The organism is Kocuria sp. CPCC 205297 (genome assembly GCF_040981035.1).
GTDB classification, from domain to species: domain Bacteria; phylum Actinomycetota; class Actinomycetes; order Actinomycetales; family Micrococcaceae; genus Kocuria; species Kocuria marina.
Map to the genome: position 1 here is coordinate 125,936 of NZ_JAVKPY010000009.1, position 20,341 is coordinate 146,276.

The following is a 20,341-nucleotide window of genomic DNA, read 5'->3' on the forward strand; positions in this document are numbered from 1 at the left end:
CCTCCTAGATGGCCGCCACGTGCGTCATGTCGCCCAGGATCCTGCGCAGGGAGAGCATGGCCGTGTACGTGCAGAAGATTCTCATGGGGCGCTCCCCCGAGTCCGCGATGAACCGGCGTAGCGCGTCCTCGAGGTCCGGTTCCACCGCGGCCACGCGCACGAGGTCGTAGTCCAGGCGCAGCGCCATGTCCCACGCGCGCACGCCCGAGACCATGTCCACGCCGCCGTCGCGCAACGCGTCGAAGTCCACGTCCCACAGCCACGAGACGTCCCGGCCGTCCGCGTACTGGTCGTTGATCGCGATCATCGTGGCGTAGTCCTGCGCGGAGGCCGAGGCCAGGGAGAGCCGGAAGCCCGCGGGGTTCTTCACGAGCAGCAACTGCAGGGGCTTGTCCTGGACCGTGATGGTTTCCCCGCGACCGAACGCCGGGGTGACCTCCCCCAGTTCGGCCACGAGGGAGGGGACGTCCGCGACGTCGCCGAGCACCTGCAGGCTCGTGGCGAGGGCGGCCGCGGCGTTGTACTGGTTGTAGACGCCGTACAGGTCCACCGTGGCGTCGTGCTTGCGCCCGCGCACGTCGAGTTCCACGCTGCGCGCGTTCACGGCCTCGAGCACGACGTCGGCGTCGGGCCGACGCGCGGACGGCACGTGCGAGTCCTGGGCGCCGGGGTCCACCTGTCGTAGCCCGTCACGCATGTCGTCGTCGGACGGGAACATGGGGCGCAGTGCGTCCGAGAGCCCGAACCAGCTCACGGCGGTGCCCTCGGTCACGTCCTGGGCGAGGCTCGCGATCCGAGGGTCCTCGCGGTTGAGCACGACCGTGCCCGTGGTGGCGCGCGCGACCTGGCTCAGCATCCGGCGCGTGGTGTCGATCTCCCCGAACCGGTCGAGCTGGTCCCGCATCACATTGAGCAACAGCGAGATCCGGGGCCGGACCTGCTTCACGAAGTGCACCGCGTGGGCCTCGTCCAGCTCGAGCACCGCGACGTCCGCCACGAGCCGACCGAACGCGTCCATCTCCGCGAGCAGGGACGCCGCGACACCGCGCACGAAGTTGGAGCCCGTGCGATTGGTGAACACGCGCAGTCCTTGTGAACGCAACAACTGGACGGTCATCTTGGTCGTGGTGGTCTTGCCGTTGGTGCCGCTGATCACCACCACGCCGAGTGGCAGCTTGGCGAGCTCCTCCGCGACGAACCCGGGGTGCAGTTTCTCCATGACCAGGCCGGGGAAGGCGGAGCCACCGCCGCGCAGGCTCGACGCCCAGCGCACCCCCTGGCCGAGGACACGTACGAGTGGTCGGGACATGGTCTCCATCCTAGTGAGCGGGCGGATTCGCCCGGCGGGGCGGTCCGGGGCCCGCGGGGGGTCAGTCCCGGGGCCACGCGCGGGCGATGTCCTCGCGCGTGGCCGCCAGGGTCTGGATGAGGGGTTTGGTGTGGGCGACGACGGGCATGAAGTTCGCGTCCCCCGTCCAGCGCGGGACCACGTGTTGGTGCAGGTGCTCGGACAGCGAACCGCCGGCGGCCTGGCCCAGGTTGAGTCCCACATTGAACGCCGCGGGGCTGGCGACGTCCCGGATCACGAGGACCACGGTGCGGGTCAGCGTGTTGAGCTCCCACAGTTCGTCGTCCGTGAGCTCCGTGAGCTCCGCCACGTGGCGGTACGGGCACACGAGCACGTGGCCCGGGTTGTACGGGAAGAGGTTGAGCACCGCGAAGCAGTGCTCCCCGCGGTGGACGATCAGCGCGTCCTCGTCCGAGCGGCCCGGCGCGGTGCAGAATGGGCAGCCCGGAGGCTGCTCCACGGACGTCTCCTCCCCGCGCACGTACGCCAACCGGTGCGGGGTCCACAGCCGTTGGAAACCGTCCGGGTCGCCGGGCAGTTCGAACTCGTCCCGGCTCACGCCCTCCCCGTCCGACGCCGCGGCGTCCGGGGCGCTCACGACTGTCCCGACGCCGCGTCACCCGCCGCGGTGTCGGCCGCGACGGCGCCGTCCCCTGCGGCCGGGGCCTCCGGGGTGTCCTGCGCGGGCGCCGTGGGGTCTGCGTTCTGACGCCGATCGATGTGGCCCGTTATCAGTTCCACCGCGTCCTGCTGGGACACTCCGTTGTACTGCGAGCCATCGCGGAAGCGGAACGAGACGGTACCGGCCTCGGCGTCGTCGCCCCCGGCGATCACGACGAACGGGATCTTGTCCTTGGAGGCCGTACGGATCTTCTTGGGGAACCGGTCCGAGGACGTGTCCACCTCCACACGTACGCCGCGTTCGCGCAAGGCCTGAGCGAACTCGTCGAGGTAGTCGTCGAAGGCGTCCGCCACGGGGATCGCCCGGACCTGGGTGGGCGACAGCCACACCGGGAACGCCCCCGCGTAGTGCTCGGTGAGCACGCCCATGAACCGCTCCACGGACCCGAACAGGGCCCGGTGGATCATCACGGGCCGACGCCGGGTGCCGTCCGACGCCTGGTATTCGAGGTCGAAGCGCTCGGGGAGGTTGAAGTCGAGCTGGATCGTGGACATCTGCCACGTGCGCCCGATCGCGTCCCGCGCCTGCACGGAGATCTTCGGGCCGTAGAACGCCGCTCCCCCGGGATCCGGTACGAGCTGGAGCCCCGAGTCCTGGGCGACCTCCTGCAGGGTGCGGGTGGCCTCGTCCCAGATCTCGTCCGAACCCACGAATTTCTCCGGGTCCTTGGTGGACAGCTCCAGGTAGAAGTCGTCCAGACCGTAGTCCTTGAGCAGGGACAGCACGAAGTTCAGTGTGCTGGTCAGCTCGTCCTTCATCTGCTCACGCGTGCAGTAGATGTGGGCGTCGTCCTGCGTCATCCCACGCACACGCGTGAGGCCGTGGATCACACCGGACTTCTCGTAGCGGTAGACCGCACCGAACTCGAACAACCGCAGCGGCAGTTCCCGGTAGGAACGGCCCCGGGAGCGGTAGATCAGGTTGTGCATGGGGCAGTTCATGGGCTTGAGGTAGTAGTCCTGGCCCGGTTTGGTCAGCTCACCCGTGGCCGGGTCGCGCTCCTCGTCCACGTGCATGGGAGGGAACATCCCGTCCCGGTACCAGTCCAGGTGACCCGAGACCTCGTAGAGATGACCCTTGGTGATGTGGGGCGTGTAGACGAACTCGTACCCAGCCTGGGCGTGGCGCTCGCGGGAGTAGTCCTCCATCTCCTTGCGGATGATCCCGCCCTTGGGGTGGAACACCGGCAGCCCGGAACCCAGTTCGTCCGGGAAGGAGAACAGGTCCAGTTCCACACCCAGCTTGCGGTGGTCGCGGCGCTCGGCCTCTGCCAATCGTTCCTTGTACTCGCGCAGTTCGTCCTTGGTGGGCCATGCCGTGCCGTAGATCCGCTGCAGCTGCTTGTTCTTCTCGCTCCCGCGCCAGTACGCGGCGGCCGAACGCATCAGCGCGTAGCCGTTGCCGATGTGCTTGGTGTCCGGCAGGTGCGGGCCGCGGCACAGGTCCCGCCACACCACGTCCCCGCTCTTACGGTCCAGGTTGTCGTAAATCGTGAGGTCACCGGCGGCCACCTCCACCGAGGCACCCTCCGCGGACTCGTCCATGGCACCGGAGCCGGGACCGCCGGCCAGGTCGATGAGTTCGAGCTTGTACGGCTCGTCCGCCATCTCCGCCCGGGCAGCGTCCTCGCTCACGCTGCGCCGGCGGAAGATCTGGTTCTTGTTCACGATCTTGAGCATCGACTTCTCGAGCTTCTTCAGATCGTCCGGGGTGAACGGCTCTTCGACGTCGAAGTCGAAGTAGAACCCGTCCGTGATGTAGGGCCCGATCCCCAGTTTCGCGTCCGGGCGCAGCTCCTGCACGGCCTGGGCCATCACGTGGGCCGTGGAGTGGCGCAGCACCTCGAGGCCCTCGGGGTCACCGATCAGCACGCGCTCCACGGTGTCCCCGTCCCGCACCTCGGTCGCGAGGTCCTTGAGCTCACCGTTGACGTGCGCCACCACGACGTCGCGCTGCTCGCTGTACAACTCCGCGGCCGTGGTGCCCTTGTCCACGGTGCGTGACTCGCCGTCCACCGTCAACCGCAGGGAAGGGGCATCCGTCATGGTGTTTCTCCTCGTCAGATCTTGGGTGCGCCCGCCCGTACCGGGGGCGGGCCGTCGTGCAGGACTCGCGCGCTGGACGCGCCGACGACCTCATTGATGCTACCGCCCCGGCCCCGCCGCCACGAAGACGGGCACGACGCCGCTGCGGGGCCGCGTCCGTGCGGACCGCGCCTCTCCGACCGAGCCGACCGCCTCCACGACAGCGCAGTGCGCGGACGCGGGCGTGCCCCGGCGCGGTTGTACCCGGACATGGCTGTACCCCGGGCCGGAACCCGGGGTACAACCGTCAGTGCTCACACGGCGTCAGCCGCGCGCCGCGGATCAGCGGCGGGGAGCCTCGCCGTCACGGCCGAGGTCACCACGATCGACGTCGGTCTCGACATCGACCTGTTCCTTGCGGACGTCGGCCTCGACGCGCTGGGTCTCCTGGACGGTCTGCTTGTTCAGCCCGACCTCTTCCACGGCCACGGCTTCCTTCTGGACGACGGGACGCTCCTCGTGCAGGGTCACGTCCACCTCTTCCTCACCAATGGTGCCGTTGTCCACGCGAGCGTTCGTGTCGTTGATCGGCGTGCGCTCGACGGTGACCTCTTCGCGCTCGACGGGGACGTCCACGGTCTCGTGGTCGGTCACGACGTACTTGCGCAGGCGGGCGTGGCCGGCCTCGCGCTCCTGCGTGCCCACGTTGAGGCGCTCCTCGTGGCGGACCACGGAGGCCTCGTCACCGGCGGTCGCGGCGACGTCGCGGCGGTCCTGGTCCACGGCGTCGCGGTCACGATCGGCGACATCGCGATCGGCGGCGGCGGTGCCGGCGACACCCGCGGTACCAGCGGCAGCGGTGGTGCGATCACGATCGGTGCCCGCGGTACGGTCGTCGTTGTAGTTCAGCTCGTAGTAGCGGTACAGCTCCTCTTCCTCGGCCGGGGAGAGGTGCTGGTCGGCGTCGACCTTCGGAGCGTCCTTGATGACGTCCTTGGTGTAGGGCAGGACCACACGGTCGCCGTCCTGACGAGCGCCCTTCACAGGAACGAAGTTCTCCTTGGCGCCGAACAGACCGGTGTTGACGGTCAGGAACGTCGGCTCGCCCGAGTTGTCGTCCAGGAAGACCTGCTCGACCTTGCCGATCTTGTCACCGTCGGAACCGTAGGCCGTGCTGGACAGAATTGCATTCACGTCGAACGTGGTCATCGCATTAACTCCTCAGTAAGTCTCTGCTGCCGGCGCACGGTTTGTGCGCCGTAGGCCGCCGCACCCGCAATGGGTGTGTGGTCTGGCTTCGTGACCCATATTACGACCCACGTAGTGACGCGCCACTGATTTCCCGCACGTTTCTCTCACGGGGAAACCGGCGCGCCGTTGCCGCGGGAGCGCCGCGGCATGTGATTACCAGCGACACTGGCGTGGGGCCTGCGGGATCACGTCGGTGTCGTAGGGCACAATGGGCTGGACCACGTGAGATGGACCCCCGGGCTCGCACCGGGGCATCCGAGAACCGACGACACCGGACGAGGACGGAGCCGCACCGTGTGGGACGCACTGGTCAACAATCCCTGGATCCTGTGGCTGATCGTGATGCTGGTGCTCGCAGCCATCGAGATGCTCACCCTGGACTTCCTCTTTCTCATGATGTCGCTCGCCGCCCTGGTCACCACCGGCGTGAGCCTGGTCGTGGACAGTTTCACCGCGCAGGTGGTGATGTTCGCGCTGGTGTCGGTGCTGCTGATCTTCTTGATCCGCCCGATCGCCCTGCGACGTCTCAACAGGTCCGCGCCCACGACCCGCTCCAACACCGATCGCCTCATCGGGCTGCGGTGCATGGCGCTGGAGCCCGTGAGCCAGCACAGCGGCCTGGTGCGCCTGGAGGGGGACATCTGGACCGCCCGCACCGCCACGGCCGCCGCCCTGCCCGCGGGTAGCACCGCCTACGTCCACCGCATCGAGGGGGCCACCGCGGTCGTCGCGGACGTGGCCCCGGTGCCCACGCAGACCAACCCCGGGCGCGGCGTCCGACCCTGACCCCGGACGAGCGCCCCGGCGCACCGCCGAACCCCCACCGAAAGGACCCCATGTCCATCGTCATCATCGTCCTGTTGGCCGTGGTGGTGCTCGCCGCGGTCATCGCCCTTATCAAAGCGGTGCGGATCGTCCCGCAGTCGCGCGCGGGCATCGTGGAGCGACTGGGCAAGTACCAGTCCACCCTCAATCCCGGGCTGCACTTCCTCATCCCCTTCATCGACCGGTTGCTGCCCCTGATCGACCTGCGCGAACAGGTCGTGCCGTTCCCCGCCCAGTCCGTGATCACCGAGGACAACCTGGTCGTGGGCATCGACACCGTGGTCTACTTCCAGGTCACTGATCCCCGCGCCGCCACGTACGAGATCACCAATTACATCCAGGCCGTGGACGAGCTCACGAGCGCCACGCTGCGTAACGTGGTGGGTGGGTTGAACCTCGAGGAGACCTTAACCTCCCGCGACAAGATCAACGCGGAGCTGCGCGGCGTACTGGATTCCACGACCGGGCGCTGGGGCATCCGGATCTCCCGCGTGGACATCAAGGAGATCACTCCCCCGCCGTCCATCCAGGACTCCATGGAGAAGCAGATGCGCGCCGAGCGTGACCGCCGCGCCGCGATCCTCACCGCCGAGGGCGAGAAGCAGTCCCAGATCCTCACCGCCGAGGGTGAACGTCAGGCCGCCGTGCTCTCCGCGGAGGGTGACGCGAAGGCCGCGATCCTGCGCGCGGACGGTGAGGCGCAGGCCATCTCCAAGGTATTCGACTCGATCCACCGCGCCCGCCCCACCCAGAAGCTGTTGGCGTACCAGTACATCCAGACCCTGCCCAAGGTCGCCGAGGGCACGGCCAACAAGGTGTGGATGATCCCCGCCGAGTTGAGCACCGCGCTGCGCGGTGTGGGTTCCTACCTCAACCCCGGCGCGTCGGACGGCCCCGAGGACGACGAGTACGAGGACGAGGCCCCCGTGGCACCGGACCTGCCGGAGAGCGCCCCCATCGTGGAGCACGAGACCGTCAAGGTCACCGAGAAGGACCTGGAACCGGACCTCACCTTGACGGACCCGAGCGAGTTCGAGATGCCGGATTCGCCCTACACGTCCCCGATCGCCCAGGAGGCCGCCGATCCCCACGTGGACGAGGTCAACCTGCCGGTCACGGACTCGGAACCCACGACCGCCGGCACCACAGGGACGGATGCCGAGTCCGGCTCGTTGCCCCGGCACGCCCGCCCGGAGGCCCCCGAGACCGACCCGGGGAATGAATCCCGTTGACTCCCCGTTACGCTGGGGAACGAAGGGTGGGCCCGCGAGGACGGGACGCCGGGTGTGAACGCACCGCAGCGTCGTCGTCCCGCGGCCCACGAAAAAGTACGTCGGGAAGGATCGTCGCGTGAGTGATCGCAGCCTACGAGGGATGCGCCTGGGCTCCCAGTCCATGGAAACCGAGGCCGGGGTGGAGCCCGCGCCGCGTCAGCGCGTGGAATACCGCACCGCGGACGGCGAGTCCGTGTCCGTGATGTTCGCGGCGGAGGCGGAGATCCCCCCGGTGTGGACCACCAAGACCGGCCAGGAAGCCATCCTGGTCAACGGTGAGAAGCCCGAGAACCCCAACGAGAAGCACCAGCGCTCCCACTGGGACATGCTCCTGGAGCGGCGCAGCATGGAAGAACTCGAGCAGACCCTCGAGCAGCGGCTGGCGTTCTACAAGGAGCAGCACGCCCTCTGATTCCCCCGGGCGGTCGGTGATCGACCGCCGACACACCGACGGAACGACCCCCGCCCGATGGGCGGGGGTCGTTCCGTCGGACGAACAGCAGGTGCGCGCGAGCCCATGCCGGCGCGGTGGCTCGAACCGACCCGCGAGCCGGCCGGGCACGGGACAGCGGCCCGGTCAGCGGCCCAGGCCCAGCTTCCCGGCGAGCGTGCGCGCACGGGCCGTGAGGCCCCACTTGGCCACGCTCGTGGCGGCCTCCACGGTGACGTCGTTGCTCATCTTGGACGCGCCCTCCTCGCGTTCGACGAACGTGATGGGCACCTCCACGATCTTCAGCCTCAGGCGCTCGGCGCGCCACGCGAGGTCGATCTGGAAGCAGTAGCCGCGCGAGCGGACCGAGTCCAGGTCCAGGGTCCGCAACGTGGTGTCCCGGTAGGCGCGGAAGCCACCCGTGATGTCGTGGATGGACGTGCCCAGCAGGACACGCGAGTAGATGTTGCCACCGCGCGAGATCAGCTGTCGCTGCAGTGGCCAGTTCTCGGTGCGCCCACCCGGGACGTAGCGCGAACCGATGGCCATGTCCGCGCCCTGCTCCACGGCGTCGAGCAGCAACGGCAACTGCTCGGGCTGGTGGGAGCAGTCCGCGTCCATCTCCACGAGGACGTCGTAGTCGCGCTCGAGACCCCACGCGAAACCGGCCAGGTACGCAGGCCCCAGGCCCTCCTTGGCGGGTCGGTGCAGGACGTGGATGTTGCCGTCCCGCTCGGCCATGGCATCGGCCATGTCACCGGTACCGTCCGGGCTGTTGTCGTCGGCGACCAGCACGTGGGCGTCCGGCACGGCGGCGCGCAGCCGCTTGATGACCGTGGGCAACGATTCACGTTCGTTGTACGTGGGGATGATGGTGAGAACTCGCACCGGGCGTCCTTTCATGCCGCTGGTAGCCGGGCACCCGAGCCCGGACAGACCACTGGGCGGGCCCATCCGCCTTCGGACCAGAGCGGCCCGAAGGGCGCGCGCTGTTTTCTAAGGACGGATGAACCCACCCGGCAGTAAGAACTCAGTCTAACGTCAGGGGCGATCAGGACCAAGATGAAAACGCTACGTCACGGGCGCGGTTCCGCGCCGCTCACGAGCGTCCCGGCCACCACGGTGGCCTCGCACCGCGGCAAGCGGGAATCGTCGAGCGCGGGCAGGACGGGCGTGCGCGCCCGCGGGTCCGTGCTCCACGACGCGCCCGTGCCCTGGGCCTGTTGCACCATGACGGATTCGGCATCCCACACCGCGAGCGTGGCCTCCGCGCCCGGTGCGAGCTGCCCCGCGAGGGGTGTGCCCCCGCGGTGAGCACGCCACACCCCGCGGGTCAGAGCCAGGAACGCAGCGCGCGCGGAGGTGCGCAGGTGCTCGTCGGGTGCCTCGAGGGCCGCCTTGACGGCGGTCCACGGATCGGGGTCGTCGGTCATGAGCGTCACGGGCACACCGGCACGGGACAGGTCCCGCAGCGGCGCCCGTCCGGGCACGCACGAGACGGTGATCGCCAGATCGGCCAGGTGTTCGCACTGGGCCTCGGACAACTGTTCGACGCCCACGATCCGGTGCCCCCGCGCATGGAACGCCCGGCCGCCGAGTTCCTCCGCGGCGGCGTCCGCGGCGTCCAGCAACGCGTCAACGCGGGGATCCCCCGACGACGACGCATCTTCCGTCGACGCCTCGTCCTCCCCCGCGGTCTCGTCCGGATCGTCCTCGGGGCGGTCGTTGCCGGAGGCGTCGCTCCCGGACAACTCGTTCCCGGACGGTCGGCTTCCGGACGGGTCGTCCCCGAACGAGCCACTCTCCGACGCGCCGTCCCCGGACGGGGGCAGAACGAGCACCGCTTGCAGCCCCACTCGCGTGCATGCCACGAGGTGCTCCCGCGCGGCATCGGCCAGAGCAGCAGGATCACCGAACGGAGCGGCGTCGAACCCCAGGGCGGGCGACGGCAGTGCCGAGGGGTCGAGCTCGTCGGTGTCCCGCGCGCGGCACACCAGGATCGGCAGGGCGTGCAGCCCGTCCGCGCGGACCTCCCGCGTCGCGGCGTCGAGCGCGTCGGGGTCCGAGCTCACCAGTTCCACGGCTCCGTAGCCGTGCTCGGCGCGCGGAAGCTGCCCGGACCCGATTACTCGGTGGTGGGCGACGAACGCGGGGGTGACCACCGCGGCCCGCAGGTCTCCCGGGGTGACGTCCGCGCCGGCCATGGCCCGGGCGGCGTCGTCGGAACCGACCCACGCCACGGTCGCGCCGTCCAGGAGGATGGCGGTGGCGAACGGGTCAGCGGGCGAGTACACCGATCCGTTGATCCACACCCGCACGGCTTGTTGTTCTGACTTCACGTGATTCCCTCCGACCGGGCCTGCGGAACCCCCGCGCCCGGCATTGTCCTACTGGTCGAAGACGCTGTACTCGACGACGCCGCGGCGCACGGCTTCGATGGCCCGGTGCGCGGTCTCGCGCAGCTCGGGATCGAGCCCTTCCACGCCGCGCAACTGGTCCAGGACGTCCACGGTCTGTTTGGCCCAGCGCACGAAATCCCCCGCGGCCAGGTCCGTGCCGGTGAGCGTCCGGGTCAGGGTGGCGCCCCGGGCCCAGCGGTACATGGCGTCCGCGAGCCCCAGCTCGGGGGCGGCGGTGAGCGGCAATCGGTGCTCGGCCTCGCGCGCGGAAAGCACCGACCAGTTGTGGAGCAGGATCTGGACGGATTCCTCCATGTGGGCCGTGGGCATCTTGGGACGCGCGCCCTGGTCCTCGCGCCGGGGCTGGTAGACGAGTGCGGTCATGACACCGGCAAGTCCGGGGGCGTCCAGTCCGTCCAGGAAGCCGTCCCGCAAGCACAGTGCGAGGAGCAGGTCCCGCTCACCGTAGAGCCGGCGCAACTGTTCGCCCGCCGCAGTGGGCTGCAGGTGGCCGGATTCGTCCGGGCTCAGGTACTCGAAGTGGGTGAGCACCGCGCACACGCGATCGAAGGTCGCCGCGATGCTCCCGGTGCGCCCGGCGATCTGCTTACGCAGTGCCTGGGTGTCCTTCTCGAGCTTCCACGCGCGCTCCGCCCAGCGGGCGTGTTGTTCGCGGTCCGAACAACCATGACACGGGTGCGAACGCAACCGTCGGCGCAGGTCCTCGATCCGGTGATCGCGCGCGGAGGTCCCCCGGTCGAAGCGGATCGCGTGACCACCCGAGCGGGCGCGCGCGGGACGGTGCTCGTGCAACGCGGCCCGCACGGTCGCGGCGAGGTCCTTGCGTTCCTGGGGGGACTTCCCCGAGAAGTGCTTGGGGATCCGGATCCGGGATTCGGGTTCCAGGGAACCGTCCAGATCGTTGACACCCACCCGGCGCAGTTTGCCGTCCACCGTGAGAATGTGGGGGCGCGGGTCGAAGGGGTGCGCGTCCTCGCGCAGCACCACGGCCCACCCGGCGTTGCGGCCCTGAGGGATTTCGATCACGTCCCCGGGCAGCAGGTCCTGCAGGGCCACCGCGGCGTCGTTACGTTGACGCGCCGAGCGGGACTTGCTCGCGGACTTCTCCTCGGCCATGAGCTCACGGCGGAGCGCAGCGTACTCGGTGAAGTCGCCCAGGTGGCACGTCATGGCGTCCCGGTAGCCCTCGAGGGTCTTCTCCTGGGAGCGCACCCGTTTGGCCAGGCCCACGACCGAGCGGTCCGCCTGGAACTGCGCGAACGAGGTCTCCAGGATGGACCGGGAGCGTTTGGCCCCGTAGCGCGCGATGAGGTTGGTGGACATGTTGTATGTGGGCCGGAAACTCGAGTTCAGCGGGTACGTGCGCGTGGACGCGAGTCCTGCGACGGCCTGGGGGTTCATGCCGTCCCGCCACAGCACCACGGCGTGGCCCTCGACGTCGATCCCGCGCCGGCCCGCGCGCCCCGTGAGCTGGGTGTACTCCCCCGGGGTGATGTCCACGCGAGCCTCACCGTTGAACTTGTCGAGGCGTTCGAGCACCACGGAACGGGCCGGCATGTTGATCCCGAGCGCCAGGGTCTCCGTGGCGAACACGGCCTTGATGAGCCCCTCCGAGAACAGCTGCTCGACCACTTCCTTGAACACGGGCAGCATGCCCGCGTGGTGGGCGGAGATCCCCCGGATGAGGCCCTGGTACCAGTCCTCGTAGTTCAGTGCCGCGAGGTCCGCGGTGGACATGTGCGCGGTGGCCTCCGCCGCGAACGCGCGCAGGACGCGCTGCTCCTGCGGCGTGGTGAGCCACAGGTCCGCGGCCACGCACTGTGCCACGGCGGCGTCGCACCCGGCGCGGGAGAAGATGAAGGTGATGGCGGGCAGCAGGGCCTCGGCGTCGAGCCGGCGCAACAGCTGGGGGCGGGAGATCCGCTCCTGCCGCCCGGTGCGGGGCTCCTGGTGGCGGCCGCCGTGACGACGGCGATTGCGATGACCGGGTCCGCGCCCACCCGACCGACCCCCGCGGGGATGCTGGGCGCGGAACAACCGCAGCAGCTCGGGGTTGACCTCGGGTTCGTCCCGGTGTTTGTCCGAGTGACGCTGCGCGGCCTCCTCGACCGTGGTGTCGTCCACGAACAGGTCCAGCAGCTGCGGCCCCACCTGGACGTGCTGCCACAGCGGGACCGGGCGGTGTTCGGAGACCACCACGTCCGTGCTGCCGCGGACGTCGTCGAGCCACGCACCGAATTCCTCGGCGTTGGAGACGGTCGCGGACAGGGACGCGAGCTGGACGTGCTCGGGCAGGTGGATGATGACCTCTTCCCACACAGCACCGCGGAAGCGGTCCGCAAGGTAGTGCACCTCGTCCATGACCACGAACCCCAGGTTCGCCAGGGTGGACGAGCCCGCGTAGAGCATGTTGCGCAGCACCTCGGTGGTCATCACGACCACGTCCGCTTCCGAGTTCACGGACGTATCACCCGTGAGCAGACCCACACGGTCCGAGCCCCAGCGGCGCGAGAACTCGTGGAACTTCTGATTGCTCAACGCCTTGATGGGCGTGGTGTAGAAGGCCTTCTTACCCCGGGTCAGTGCGAGGTGGATCGCGAACTCCCCCACCACGGTTTTTCCCGCGCCCGTGGGGGCGGCCACGAGCACTCCCCGGCCCTCCTCGAGAGCGCGGCACCCCTGCGTCTGGAACGGGTCCAGTTCGAAGTCCACGGTGTTCTCGAAGGCCGACAGCTCCGTGCTCACGTGGGCCGCGCGAGCCTTCGCGGCAATGTACCGTTCGGCGGGGGAAGACATGCTCCCACCCTACGCGGTGCCTCTGACACCCCGGGAATCGGGGCGGATCAGTCTTGGTGGGCGGTGCTGCCCATCGAGCGCAGCGCTTCCGCCGAGGTTCCCCGGTCCGCGTTGGCACCGGTCGCGGCGGCCTGCCGGGCCTGCTTCTTGGCACGACGCCGGTCCAGGTACAGACACAGCCCCACGGCCACGAAGAACAGCACCAGCAGCGGGATGGCCAGGTAGAGCATGGTCACGGGATCCGGACCCGGCGCGGCCATCGCGGCGATCACGAGAACGACCACCACCACAATCCGCCACGCCTTGAGCACGGTGCGCCCGGACAGCAGGCCCAGCACGTTGAGACCCACGAGCAGCACGGGGACCACGCACGAGATCCCGAACGTCAGGATGAGCTGAAGGAAGAAGCGCAGGTAGATCCCGGCCTCCACGAAGTTCGCCCCGCCCTCGGGCGTGAACGCGGTGAGCGCGTAGACGGCCGCGGGCAGCGCGGTCACGGCCAGGGCGCACCCACCCAGGAACAAGGGGATCGCCGCGGCGAGGAAGCCCAAGGCGTAGCGGCGTTCGTTCTTGTGCAGCGCGGGCGTGATGAACGCCCACAACTGGTACAGCCACACCGGCGACGCGAAGATCAGCCCGAGCACCACGGCGACCTCCACCATGATGTTGAAAGACCCGCCCACCGAGGAGTAGTTGATGGTCGCGGTGCGCCCGGACTCGGCCAGGCGCTGCAGCGGCTCGGTGATGTACTGCATGAACGGCTCGTACGCCATGAAGCCGAGCACCGCGCCCAGCACGGTGGCCACGGCGGACTTGATGAGGCGGTTACGCAGTTCCCGCAGGTGCTCCTTGAGCGCCATCTGGGCCTGCGGGTTGTGCCGCCGCGACGTGCTCTTGCGGCGTTCCCGGCGCTGTTGTCGGGTGGAACCGGGGGCCTTCCCGGAATCCGTGGTGGACATGGGTCCCTGTCCTCTCTGACGGGCCGTTCACCCGCATGCGACGGGGCCGAGCCGTACGGCTCGGCCCCGCGCGGGTCCCGACGGACGATGCCGGGATCAGGCGGTGGGGCGCTGGTTCTGGTCCACGGCGGGCGCGGGCTGGCCCGGCTGCGGGGTGATCACGGTGGGCTGCTCGGCGGCCGGCTGTTGCACCGAGGGCTGCACCGTGGGCTGGGTGCTCGACTGCGCGGCGGTGGTGCCCGCGACGGGCTGGCCATCGGCGACCGGCTGGCCGTTGACGGTCACGTTCGGATCGTCGTCGCGCTTCATCTCCTTGACCTCGGACTTGAAGATGCGCAGGGACTGGCCCAGGCTACGAGCCATCCCGGGCAGCTTGGGGGCACCGAAGAGGAGCAGGATGACCACGAGGATCAAAACGAGGGTCAGGGGGCTGTCAAACAAGCGGCCCATGGCGGAGTCCTTTCTGTTCAGCCCGGCGCACGTCCGAATACCTCTGGGGCTGCCCCAGGGTGTCCCTGCGCTGCATCCTGCGGATGAGCCGAGCTGTCTGTCGTTGGTCCCGGCCGCTACGGTAGGCGGCGCGGGTCTCGTCCACCGGGGTGAACATGGCTGGCGGGGCGGGTGTGCGCAACGGCGTGGAGTGTCCCTGGGCCGCGGCGTTCCAGCGGGTGGCGAAATCGGTACCGCTTCGCTCGATCTCGTCCAGCGCGGGCAGCACCTGCGTGCGCACGACCCGGTAGAGCACCCACCCGATGAACGCGGCAGCGCCCAGGACCAGAACGGTCCACAGCACGACCCACATCCACCACAGCATGGCCCCAGTATAGGCAGTCGACGGCTACGGACGCCCGGGGGTGGACTCGGGACAGCTGCTGTTCAACCACTGTTCAACGGCGGCCACGGCCTCGGGCGGTGAGACCACGCCCACGTGTCCCGCATGCCGTGTGACCAGGGACGACAGTGCATCCAGTGTGGGGAAGTCCACCTCCGCGGCCACGTACTCGGGCAGTGGACGCGGCCCCCGCGCCGCGCGTGCGCGGGACCCGGGAATCGGCTGGGAGTTCGCCTCCCGGGGCGCGGCGTCGGATTCCTCCGTCTCCCCCGGTGCCGAGGGCACGGAGACCTCCACGAAGCGCTTGGCGTGGTAGTGCTCCACGATCCACCGCCCGCGCCGATCGGTGACGACCACGGCCTGGACCGGACGACGCTTGGCCGGTTGGATACTCGAACGCACCTCCGATTCCATGCGCGGGTGCACCTCGGCCTCACCCACGTCCTCGCAGCCCACGATCCGGTCGGTGCGGAACGTGCGCGGCGCGTTGGCCTGCAGGCACCAGCCCCGCACGTACTGCTGCCCGTCCGAGAAGATCATCCGCACGGGGTCCACATGCCGCTCCGTGACCTCGTCCCGGGAGGCCACGAGGTACTGCAACCGCACGCGCCGGCCGTTCTTGATCGCGTCCCGCAGGCGGGTGACGAGCGCGCTGTCACGGGGCTCCGCGGCGGCGTCGGCGTCCGGTGCCGCAAGCGCGTCCGCGAGCGGCAGCGCGTCCGCGGCGGTCGCGACCTTCTGCATGGCCGAGCGCACGACCCTGCTGTCACCGCCCGGAACGGCCTGCAGGGTCTGCAACCCCATGAGCAGCGCGCTGGCCTCGGGGACGGTCAACCGCACGGGTTCGGACAGTTCCTGCGCGTTGCCCAGGTAGATGTGGCCGTCGTCCCAGGACGCGTCGATGAGCTGGTCCGGCATGTGCCCCGGGCGCCCGCACACGAACAGGGTCTGCAGGTCGTTGACGAGTTCGGCGTCCGTGATCCCGAAGTGCCGGGCCGTCTCCTCGAGCTCCGCGCCCTGGTGGGCGTAGACGTGGCGCACGATGTGTAGCAGCCGCGCGAGGTGCTGTTCGGTGCTGGCCTTGGCCGCGCCGTGACGGCGCTGCTTGCCCCAACGCACGTCCACGCCGGGCATCCGCGCCTGGAAGGCCCGCGCGTCACGGAGTCTGCGGGCCACGGCGTCGGCGACCGCGTTCTGGGTCGCGATGTCCTCGGCGGTCGGGGCGTCGTCGCTCGTCGAATTGGGTTCGGCCGACGGCCCGCCCTCGGCCGTCGGGGCGCTCCCGCCCTGTGCGGCGTCGCCCCGAATGCCGGGCACGGGTTCGCGGGGCACCCGGGCGTCCGGGCCCGCCGCGCACACGTGTTCCGCCGCGGACTCGGTGTCGTGCACCGCGAGCTGCACGGCGTCGTAGCCCTCGGGAGCCCGCCACGCGGGTGAGTCGGACGGCGCAGCAATGCGGCGCAGCAGCTGGCCCGCGCCCTGGCGGACATGGACCACCACGCACAGCTGCGGCGGCTGGCTGACCATGCGCGCGAGCTGACCGCCCATGGAAAAGTCCCGGGGCGGCTCGAACGTCTCGCGCGTGGTTTCTACCTCGGAGATGATGCGGGAGAGCCGGAACGTGCGCTGTGCACGCCGGTCCGTGTCCCAGCCCGCGAGGTACCAGGCTCCGTAGCGGGAGCCCACACCCCACGGCTGCACCGTGCGCTGGGAGAATGCCCCGGTGCGGTCCACGTAGTCGAAGCGCACTGTGCGGTGCGCAAGCACTGCCGAGAGCAGCGGCTCGAAGGCGGGGTCCGCCACGGCCACGGTGGGCTGCAGGTCCCGGCCCGGCGCGGCCTCGCCGCTGAGCGCCGGTTCGAGCTTGTCGAGGGCGCGGCGTGCGAGCCGGTCCTGGGCAGCGTCGTTCCACGCGTCCGCCGCGACGGCGAGCACCGCGGATTCCTCCGCACTGAATCGCACCCGGGGCAGCCGGTACGAGCCCCGGGGCACGCGGTAGCGCGGGGTCAGCTGCGCGTCCGAGGCCCAGGGGTCGTCGTCCGGGATCTCCTCCACCGGGTACCCGAGTGAGCGCAGGTGGGCTTTGTCGCGCTCGAACATGCGCTCGAACGCGTCCTGGTTCCCGGCGCGGTCGTAACCGGGCACGATCGCGCGCAGCTGCTCACGGGTGTACCCGGACTCGCGGTCGAGCAGGGCGATCAGCAGGTTGAGGAGCCGTTCGGCGGACGCCGTGGTGGAACGGCGCGCCGAGGGCCCCGCGGAGGGCGCCATTCAGCGGACGTCGAGCAGGTCCACCACGAAGATCAGGGACTCGTCCGGGCCGATCGCGGCGCCGGCGCCGCGCGAGCCGTACGCCAGCTCGGAGGGGATCTCCAACCGACGCCGACCACCCACCTTCATGCCCAGCAGACCCTGGTCCCAGCCCTGGATGACCTGTCCCACGCCCACCGTGAAGCCCAGCGGCTCACCGCGGTTCCAGGAGGCGTCGAACTCCTCGCCGCCCGAGTACGTGACACCCACGTAGTGGCACGAGACCGTGTCCCCGACCTTCGCCTCCCGGCCGGTGCCCTGGATCTCGTCCACGATCCGCAGCTCGGTGGGAACCGGGTCCTGGGGGAAGTCGATCTCCGGCTTGGAACGATCAAGCTTGCGCTGTCCGAATGACACGGGCTCTACCTTTCGTCGTGGGCCCCCGGGCGGGGCCGTGCCGAGCACACAGTGTAGCCGTGTCTCACTTGCCGGACGCAGAGGACTTCGGGCTCGCGCTCGGTGCCGTGGACGCACCGAGAGTGGCGCTCGCCGAGGCCTGCGGGCTCGCGGTCTCCGTCTTCGGGGTGGGTGTGGTGCCGAGGATGTCCACCACGAACACGAGCGCGCCCGCGGGGTACTGGGAGTCCTTGCCGAGCTCCTTCTCCGTGCCGTAGGCCTTGTCGGTGGGGATCACCAGCTCCACGCGCGAGCCCACCTTCTGGCCCTCCAGACCCTCCTTCCAGCCGGCGATCACACCGTTGAGGGGGAAGGAGGCCGGGGTGCCCTTCTCGTAGGAGGAGTCGAAGGACTTTCCGTCCGCCCAGCGCACGCCCACATAGTTCGCGATCACGGTGTCCGACTCCTTGACGGTGTCACCGTCCCCCTCGATCAGCACGTCCGTCTTCAGCTCCTTGGGCTCGCTACCGGAGGGCTTGGCGATCGTGGGGGTGCCCTTGTCGTCCTGCGTAACGTTGGGCATGCCCTTGGAGGGGGTCTTCATCTTCTCGTTGAGCGACGGCATGATCTTCTTGGTCACCTGGTAGACCTCCACCGAGGTGGAGTCGTCCCCCTCGGAGGCCGCGCCGCTGGTCTTGGGAGAGCTGTACGCGATGATCTCCCCCTCCTTGGCTTTCGTCAGGGCGTCGTACATCTGCGGCAGGGAGTCCTTGAGCTCGTCGTTGACGGTCAGCACCTGTCCGGCACCCTGACTGTAGGTGTCCCCCAGCGAGGAACCATCCGAGCCCTTGTACAGGGCTGCCTGCAGCATGATGCTGTCGCCGGCGTGGATCTCCTCACCGTCCCCCTCCTTCAGGACCTTGGTCTGCGCGTCGTCCACCTTTATTGGGGTCTTGAAGGACACCGACGGCGCGGTGCCCTGCGAGGGGTCTGCGGACAGTTCCACGGAGTCCCAGCCCGAGCCCCCGCCGCAGCCGGTCAGCAGCAGGGACAGGGCGAGCGCGGCGGTGCCGGCAGGGATGATCTTTCGCACGAGGGGGTGACCTTTCGTCATCGGGGTGCTGGCTCGGGGCCAATGTAGAGGACCCGCGTGGGCCGCGGCTGGGAGAGTCCCCGGAACACTGCGGGCGGGTGGGGTCAGGCGCGTCCGGAGGTGATCTCTGCGATCAGCTCCTCGACGTCCGGCTGGGTGGTGGCGAAGGGGTCCTTGCACATGACCGTGCTCTGCTGGTGCTCCCCGTTGAGCTTCAGGTGCACCCAGTCCACGGTGGTGCTGACCCCGGCATCGTGGGCCGCGGCCACGAACCGCCCGCGCATCCGCGCCCGGGTGGGAGGGCCTTCGACGACGGCGCGCTCGACGTCCTGCGGGGCCACGAACGTCTCCACGGCACCGCGGCGCTCCAGCATATGGAAGAGTCCGTGGCGCGCGGAGGTGTCGTGGTAAGCGAGGTCTAACTGCACCATGCGGGGGTGGGACCAGTCCATCCCGTGGGCGCTCGCGTAGGAGTCCAGCAGCTTCTTCTTGATGGCCCAGTCCAGCTCGCGGTCCACCAGCGAGTTGTCCTGCTCCTCGACGGCGCGCAGCCCACGGTCCCACAGCCCGACGACCCAGTCGAGGCGGTCGTGGTGCGCGCCGTGGCGCTGCACGAACCGGGTGACTTCCTCAAGGTACTCGCGCTGCAGTTCGATCGCCGAGCGGTAGCCCCCCGCGGCCAGCTCCAGCGGTGCCAAACCGGTGAGGTCGTGGGAGACCTGCCGCAGGGCGGCAGCCGGGTCCGCGAGCGTGCGGTCCGGCAGGATCTGGCCCGCCTCGATCATGCGCAGCACCGCGTCCGTGATGCCGATCTTCAGCGCCGTGGTGGTCTGGGACATGGACGAGTCGCCCGTGATGACGTGCAGCCGGCGGTAGCGCTCGGCGTCCGCGTGCGGTTCGTCCCGGGTGTTGATCATGGGGCGGGAACGGGTGGTGGCCGAGGACGACCCTTCCCACACGTGGTCCGCCCGCTGGGAGAACGAGTAGCCGGGGCGCCCGTCCCCCAGGGCCAGGGAGCCGAAGGGCGGCGGCCCGTCCGGGTGCACCCGACCCGCGCCCACGAGGATCTGCCGCGTCACCAGTAGCGGCAGCAGGTGCTGGACCAGCCGGGAGAACTCCGTGCGGCGGGCAATCATGTAGTTCTCGTGCGAGCCGAACGAGTTGCCGGCGGAGTCCGTGTTGTTCTTGAAGAGGTGCACCGTGCCGCCCACGCCCTCGGCGTCCAGGCTCTCCTGAAGCTGAGCGCGCAGGTCGTCCACGATCCGTTCGCCGGCGGCGTCCTGGGCGACGACGTCGTGCAGGGTTGCGGCCTCGGCCGTCGCGTACTCGGGGTGGGAGCCCACGTCCAGGTACAGGCGCCCGCCGTTAGGCAGGAACACGTTGGAGGCCCGCCCCCACGCGAGCACCGGTGCGAACAGCCGCCGCGCCGTCTCGTCCGCACCCAGGGGACGGCCCTGCGGTGCGCTGTGGATCAGGCCGAACTCGGTCTCGATCCCGTAGATCCGCCGTTCCACGGTATTACTGGCCGCCCTTCTGCACGAAGCCCTTCACGAAGGCCTCCGCGTTGGTCTCGAGCACGCCGTCGATCTCCGCGAGCAGGTCGTCGGTGCACTGGGTGTCCCGCTGGGCCTGTGCGGCGCCCGAGGCGGGCGGGGTCGCGGGGGCCGGGGCGTCCGGTTCCTCCTCGCGGCGGGATCCGGTGCGGAAGATGCGTTCCTGTGCCATGGTGTCCTCCTGTGGCTTCTCGAATGAGGTGTGCTG

General features: G+C 69.7%; 18 protein-coding genes. 3 read left to right on the plus strand and 15 right to left on the minus strand.

What is annotated here, in order from left to right:
* Positions 1 to 4: 4 nt before the first annotated feature.
* The 4 genes from RF650_RS10095 to RF650_RS10110 all read right to left on the minus strand — a co-directional run bounded on the left by RF650_RS10095 (position 5) and on the right by RF650_RS10110 (position 5,263).
* Complete coding sequence (locus RF650_RS10095; RefSeq protein WP_368814828.1) at positions 5 to 1,318, minus strand: MurT ligase domain-containing protein; 1,314 nt, start codon at positions 1,316 to 1,318, stop codon at positions 5 to 7.
* 52 nt (positions 1,319 to 1,370) lie between these two features.
* The gene (locus tag RF650_RS10100; protein WP_144931830.1) at positions 1,371 to 1,946 is read right to left on the minus strand and encodes an HIT domain-containing protein; all 576 of its coding nucleotides are present in this window, start codon (positions 1,944 to 1,946) and stop codon (positions 1,371 to 1,373) included.
* Positions 1,943 to 4,075, minus strand: a complete 2,133-nt coding sequence (thrS, locus tag RF650_RS10105) for a threonine--tRNA ligase (RefSeq protein ID WP_368814829.1) — start codon at positions 4,073 to 4,075, stop codon at positions 1,943 to 1,945. The genes RF650_RS10100 and thrS overlap by 4 nt, the downstream gene beginning before the upstream one ends.
* A gap of 321 nt (positions 4,076 to 4,396) precedes the next feature.
* Positions 4,397 to 5,263 carry a DUF2382 domain-containing protein gene (locus tag RF650_RS10110; protein ID WP_368814830.1) on the minus strand — a complete coding sequence of 289 codons (867 nt, stop codon included), beginning with the start codon at positions 5,261 to 5,263 and terminating at the stop codon, positions 4,397 to 4,399.
* A gap of 336 nt (positions 5,264 to 5,599) precedes the next feature.
* Between RF650_RS10110 and RF650_RS10115 the strand changes: the two genes are divergently transcribed.
* The 3 genes from RF650_RS10115 to RF650_RS10125 all read left to right on the plus strand — a co-directional run bounded on the left by RF650_RS10115 (position 5,600) and on the right by RF650_RS10125 (position 7,816).
* A complete protein-coding gene (locus RF650_RS10115; RefSeq protein WP_368814831.1) occupies positions 5,600 to 6,091 on the plus strand; it encodes an NfeD family protein in 492 nt (163 codons plus the stop codon).
* Between the two features lie 50 nt (positions 6,092 to 6,141).
* Positions 6,142 to 7,362, plus strand: coding sequence for an SPFH domain-containing protein (locus tag RF650_RS10120; RefSeq protein WP_064846997.1), 1,221 nt, complete (start codon positions 6,142 to 6,144; stop codon positions 7,360 to 7,362).
* 118 nt (positions 7,363 to 7,480) lie between these two features.
* Positions 7,481 to 7,816 carry an RNA polymerase-binding protein RbpA gene (locus RF650_RS10125; RefSeq protein WP_035961581.1) on the plus strand — a complete coding sequence of 112 codons (336 nt, stop codon included), beginning with the start codon at positions 7,481 to 7,483 and terminating at the stop codon, positions 7,814 to 7,816.
* A gap of 165 nt (positions 7,817 to 7,981) precedes the next feature.
* On the opposite strand, the gene RF650_RS10130 is transcribed toward RF650_RS10125, so the two are convergent.
* The 11 genes from RF650_RS10130 to RF650_RS10180 all read right to left on the minus strand — a co-directional run bounded on the left by RF650_RS10130 (position 7,982) and on the right by RF650_RS10180 (position 20,305).
* Positions 7,982 to 8,722, minus strand: a complete 741-nt coding sequence (locus tag RF650_RS10130) for a polyprenol monophosphomannose synthase (protein ID WP_368814832.1) — start codon at positions 8,720 to 8,722, stop codon at positions 7,982 to 7,984.
* A 188-nt stretch (positions 8,723 to 8,910) separates the two neighbouring features.
* Positions 8,911 to 10,173 (minus strand): hypothetical protein, encoded by a 1,263-nt coding sequence (locus tag RF650_RS10135; RefSeq protein ID WP_368814833.1) that lies wholly within the window; start codon positions 10,171 to 10,173, stop codon positions 8,911 to 8,913.
* 48 nt (positions 10,174 to 10,221) lie between these two features.
* The gene (locus RF650_RS10140; protein WP_311254175.1) at positions 10,222 to 13,050 is read right to left on the minus strand and encodes a DEAD/DEAH box helicase; all 2,829 of its coding nucleotides are present in this window, start codon (positions 13,048 to 13,050) and stop codon (positions 10,222 to 10,224) included.
* A gap of 47 nt (positions 13,051 to 13,097) precedes the next feature.
* Entirely contained in the window at positions 13,098 to 13,910 is an 813-nt protein-coding gene (tatC, locus tag RF650_RS10145; protein ID WP_311254180.1) for a twin-arginine translocase subunit TatC, read from the minus strand.
* 195 nt (positions 13,911 to 14,105) lie between these two features.
* A complete protein-coding gene (gene tatA / locus RF650_RS10150) occupies positions 14,106 to 14,459 on the minus strand; it encodes a Sec-independent protein translocase subunit TatA (protein ID WP_368814834.1) in 354 nt (117 codons plus the stop codon).
* Positions 14,443 to 14,823, minus strand: coding sequence for a hypothetical protein (locus RF650_RS10155; protein ID WP_035961557.1), 381 nt, complete (start codon positions 14,821 to 14,823; stop codon positions 14,443 to 14,445). The genes tatA and RF650_RS10155 overlap by 17 nt, the downstream gene beginning before the upstream one ends.
* A 24-nt stretch (positions 14,824 to 14,847) precedes the next feature.
* A complete protein-coding gene (locus RF650_RS10160; RefSeq protein ID WP_368814835.1) occupies positions 14,848 to 17,112 on the minus strand; it encodes a WYL domain-containing protein in 2,265 nt (754 codons plus the stop codon).
* A complete protein-coding gene (locus RF650_RS10165) occupies positions 17,113 to 17,508 on the minus strand; it encodes an FKBP-type peptidyl-prolyl cis-trans isomerase (protein WP_126874796.1) in 396 nt (131 codons plus the stop codon). It lies immediately after the preceding gene.
* 64 nt (positions 17,509 to 17,572) lie between these two features.
* Positions 17,573 to 18,580, minus strand: a complete 1,008-nt coding sequence (locus RF650_RS10170) for an FKBP-type peptidyl-prolyl cis-trans isomerase (protein ID WP_368814836.1) — start codon at positions 18,578 to 18,580, stop codon at positions 17,573 to 17,575.
* A 104-nt stretch (positions 18,581 to 18,684) separates the two neighbouring features.
* Positions 18,685 to 20,094: a Pup--protein ligase gene (gene pafA / locus RF650_RS10175; protein ID WP_368814837.1), complete on the minus strand. Its 1,410-nt coding sequence runs from the start codon at positions 20,092 to 20,094 to the stop codon at positions 18,685 to 18,687.
* A gap of 4 nt (positions 20,095 to 20,098) precedes the next feature.
* Positions 20,099 to 20,305 (minus strand): ubiquitin-like protein Pup, encoded by a 207-nt coding sequence (locus tag RF650_RS10180; protein WP_368814838.1) that lies wholly within the window; start codon positions 20,303 to 20,305, stop codon positions 20,099 to 20,101.
* Positions 20,306 to 20,341 lie beyond the last annotated feature (36 nt).

What these genes read in the sequence shown, in the direction of transcription:
- RF650_RS10095 (WP_368814828.1), bottom strand. Translation starts at nt 1,318, where the DNA reads ATGGAGACCATGTCCCGACCACTCGTACGTGTCCTCGGCCAGGGGGTG.
- thrS (WP_368814829.1), bottom strand. Translation starts at nt 4,075, where the DNA reads ATGACGGATGCCCCTTCCCTGCGGTTGACGGTGGACGGCGAGTCACGC.
- RF650_RS10110 (WP_368814830.1), bottom strand. Translation starts at nt 5,263, where the DNA reads ATGACCACGTTCGACGTGAATGCAATTCTGTCCAGCACGGCCTACGGT.
- RF650_RS10120 (WP_064846997.1), top strand. Translation starts at nt 6,142, where the DNA reads ATGTCCATCGTCATCATCGTCCTGTTGGCCGTGGTGGTGCTCGCCGCG.
- RF650_RS10140 (WP_311254175.1), bottom strand. Translation starts at nt 13,050, where the DNA reads ATGTCTTCCCCCGCCGAACGGTACATTGCCGCGAAGGCTCGCGCGGCC.
- tatC (WP_311254180.1), bottom strand. Translation starts at nt 13,910, where the DNA reads ATGGCGCTCAAGGAGCACCTGCGGGAACTGCGTAACCGCCTCATCAAG.
- tatA (WP_368814834.1), bottom strand. Translation starts at nt 14,459, where the DNA reads ATGGGCCGCTTGTTTGACAGCCCCCTGACCCTCGTTTTGATCCTCGTG.
- RF650_RS10155 (WP_035961557.1), bottom strand. Translation starts at nt 14,823, where the DNA reads ATGCTGTGGTGGATGTGGGTCGTGCTGTGGACCGTTCTGGTCCTGGGC.
- RF650_RS10160 (WP_368814835.1), bottom strand. Translation starts at nt 17,112, where the DNA reads ATGGCGCCCTCCGCGGGGCCCTCGGCGCGCCGTTCCACCACGGCGTCC.
- RF650_RS10180 (WP_368814838.1), bottom strand. Translation starts at nt 20,305, where the DNA reads ATGGCACAGGAACGCATCTTCCGCACCGGATCCCGCCGCGAGGAGGAA.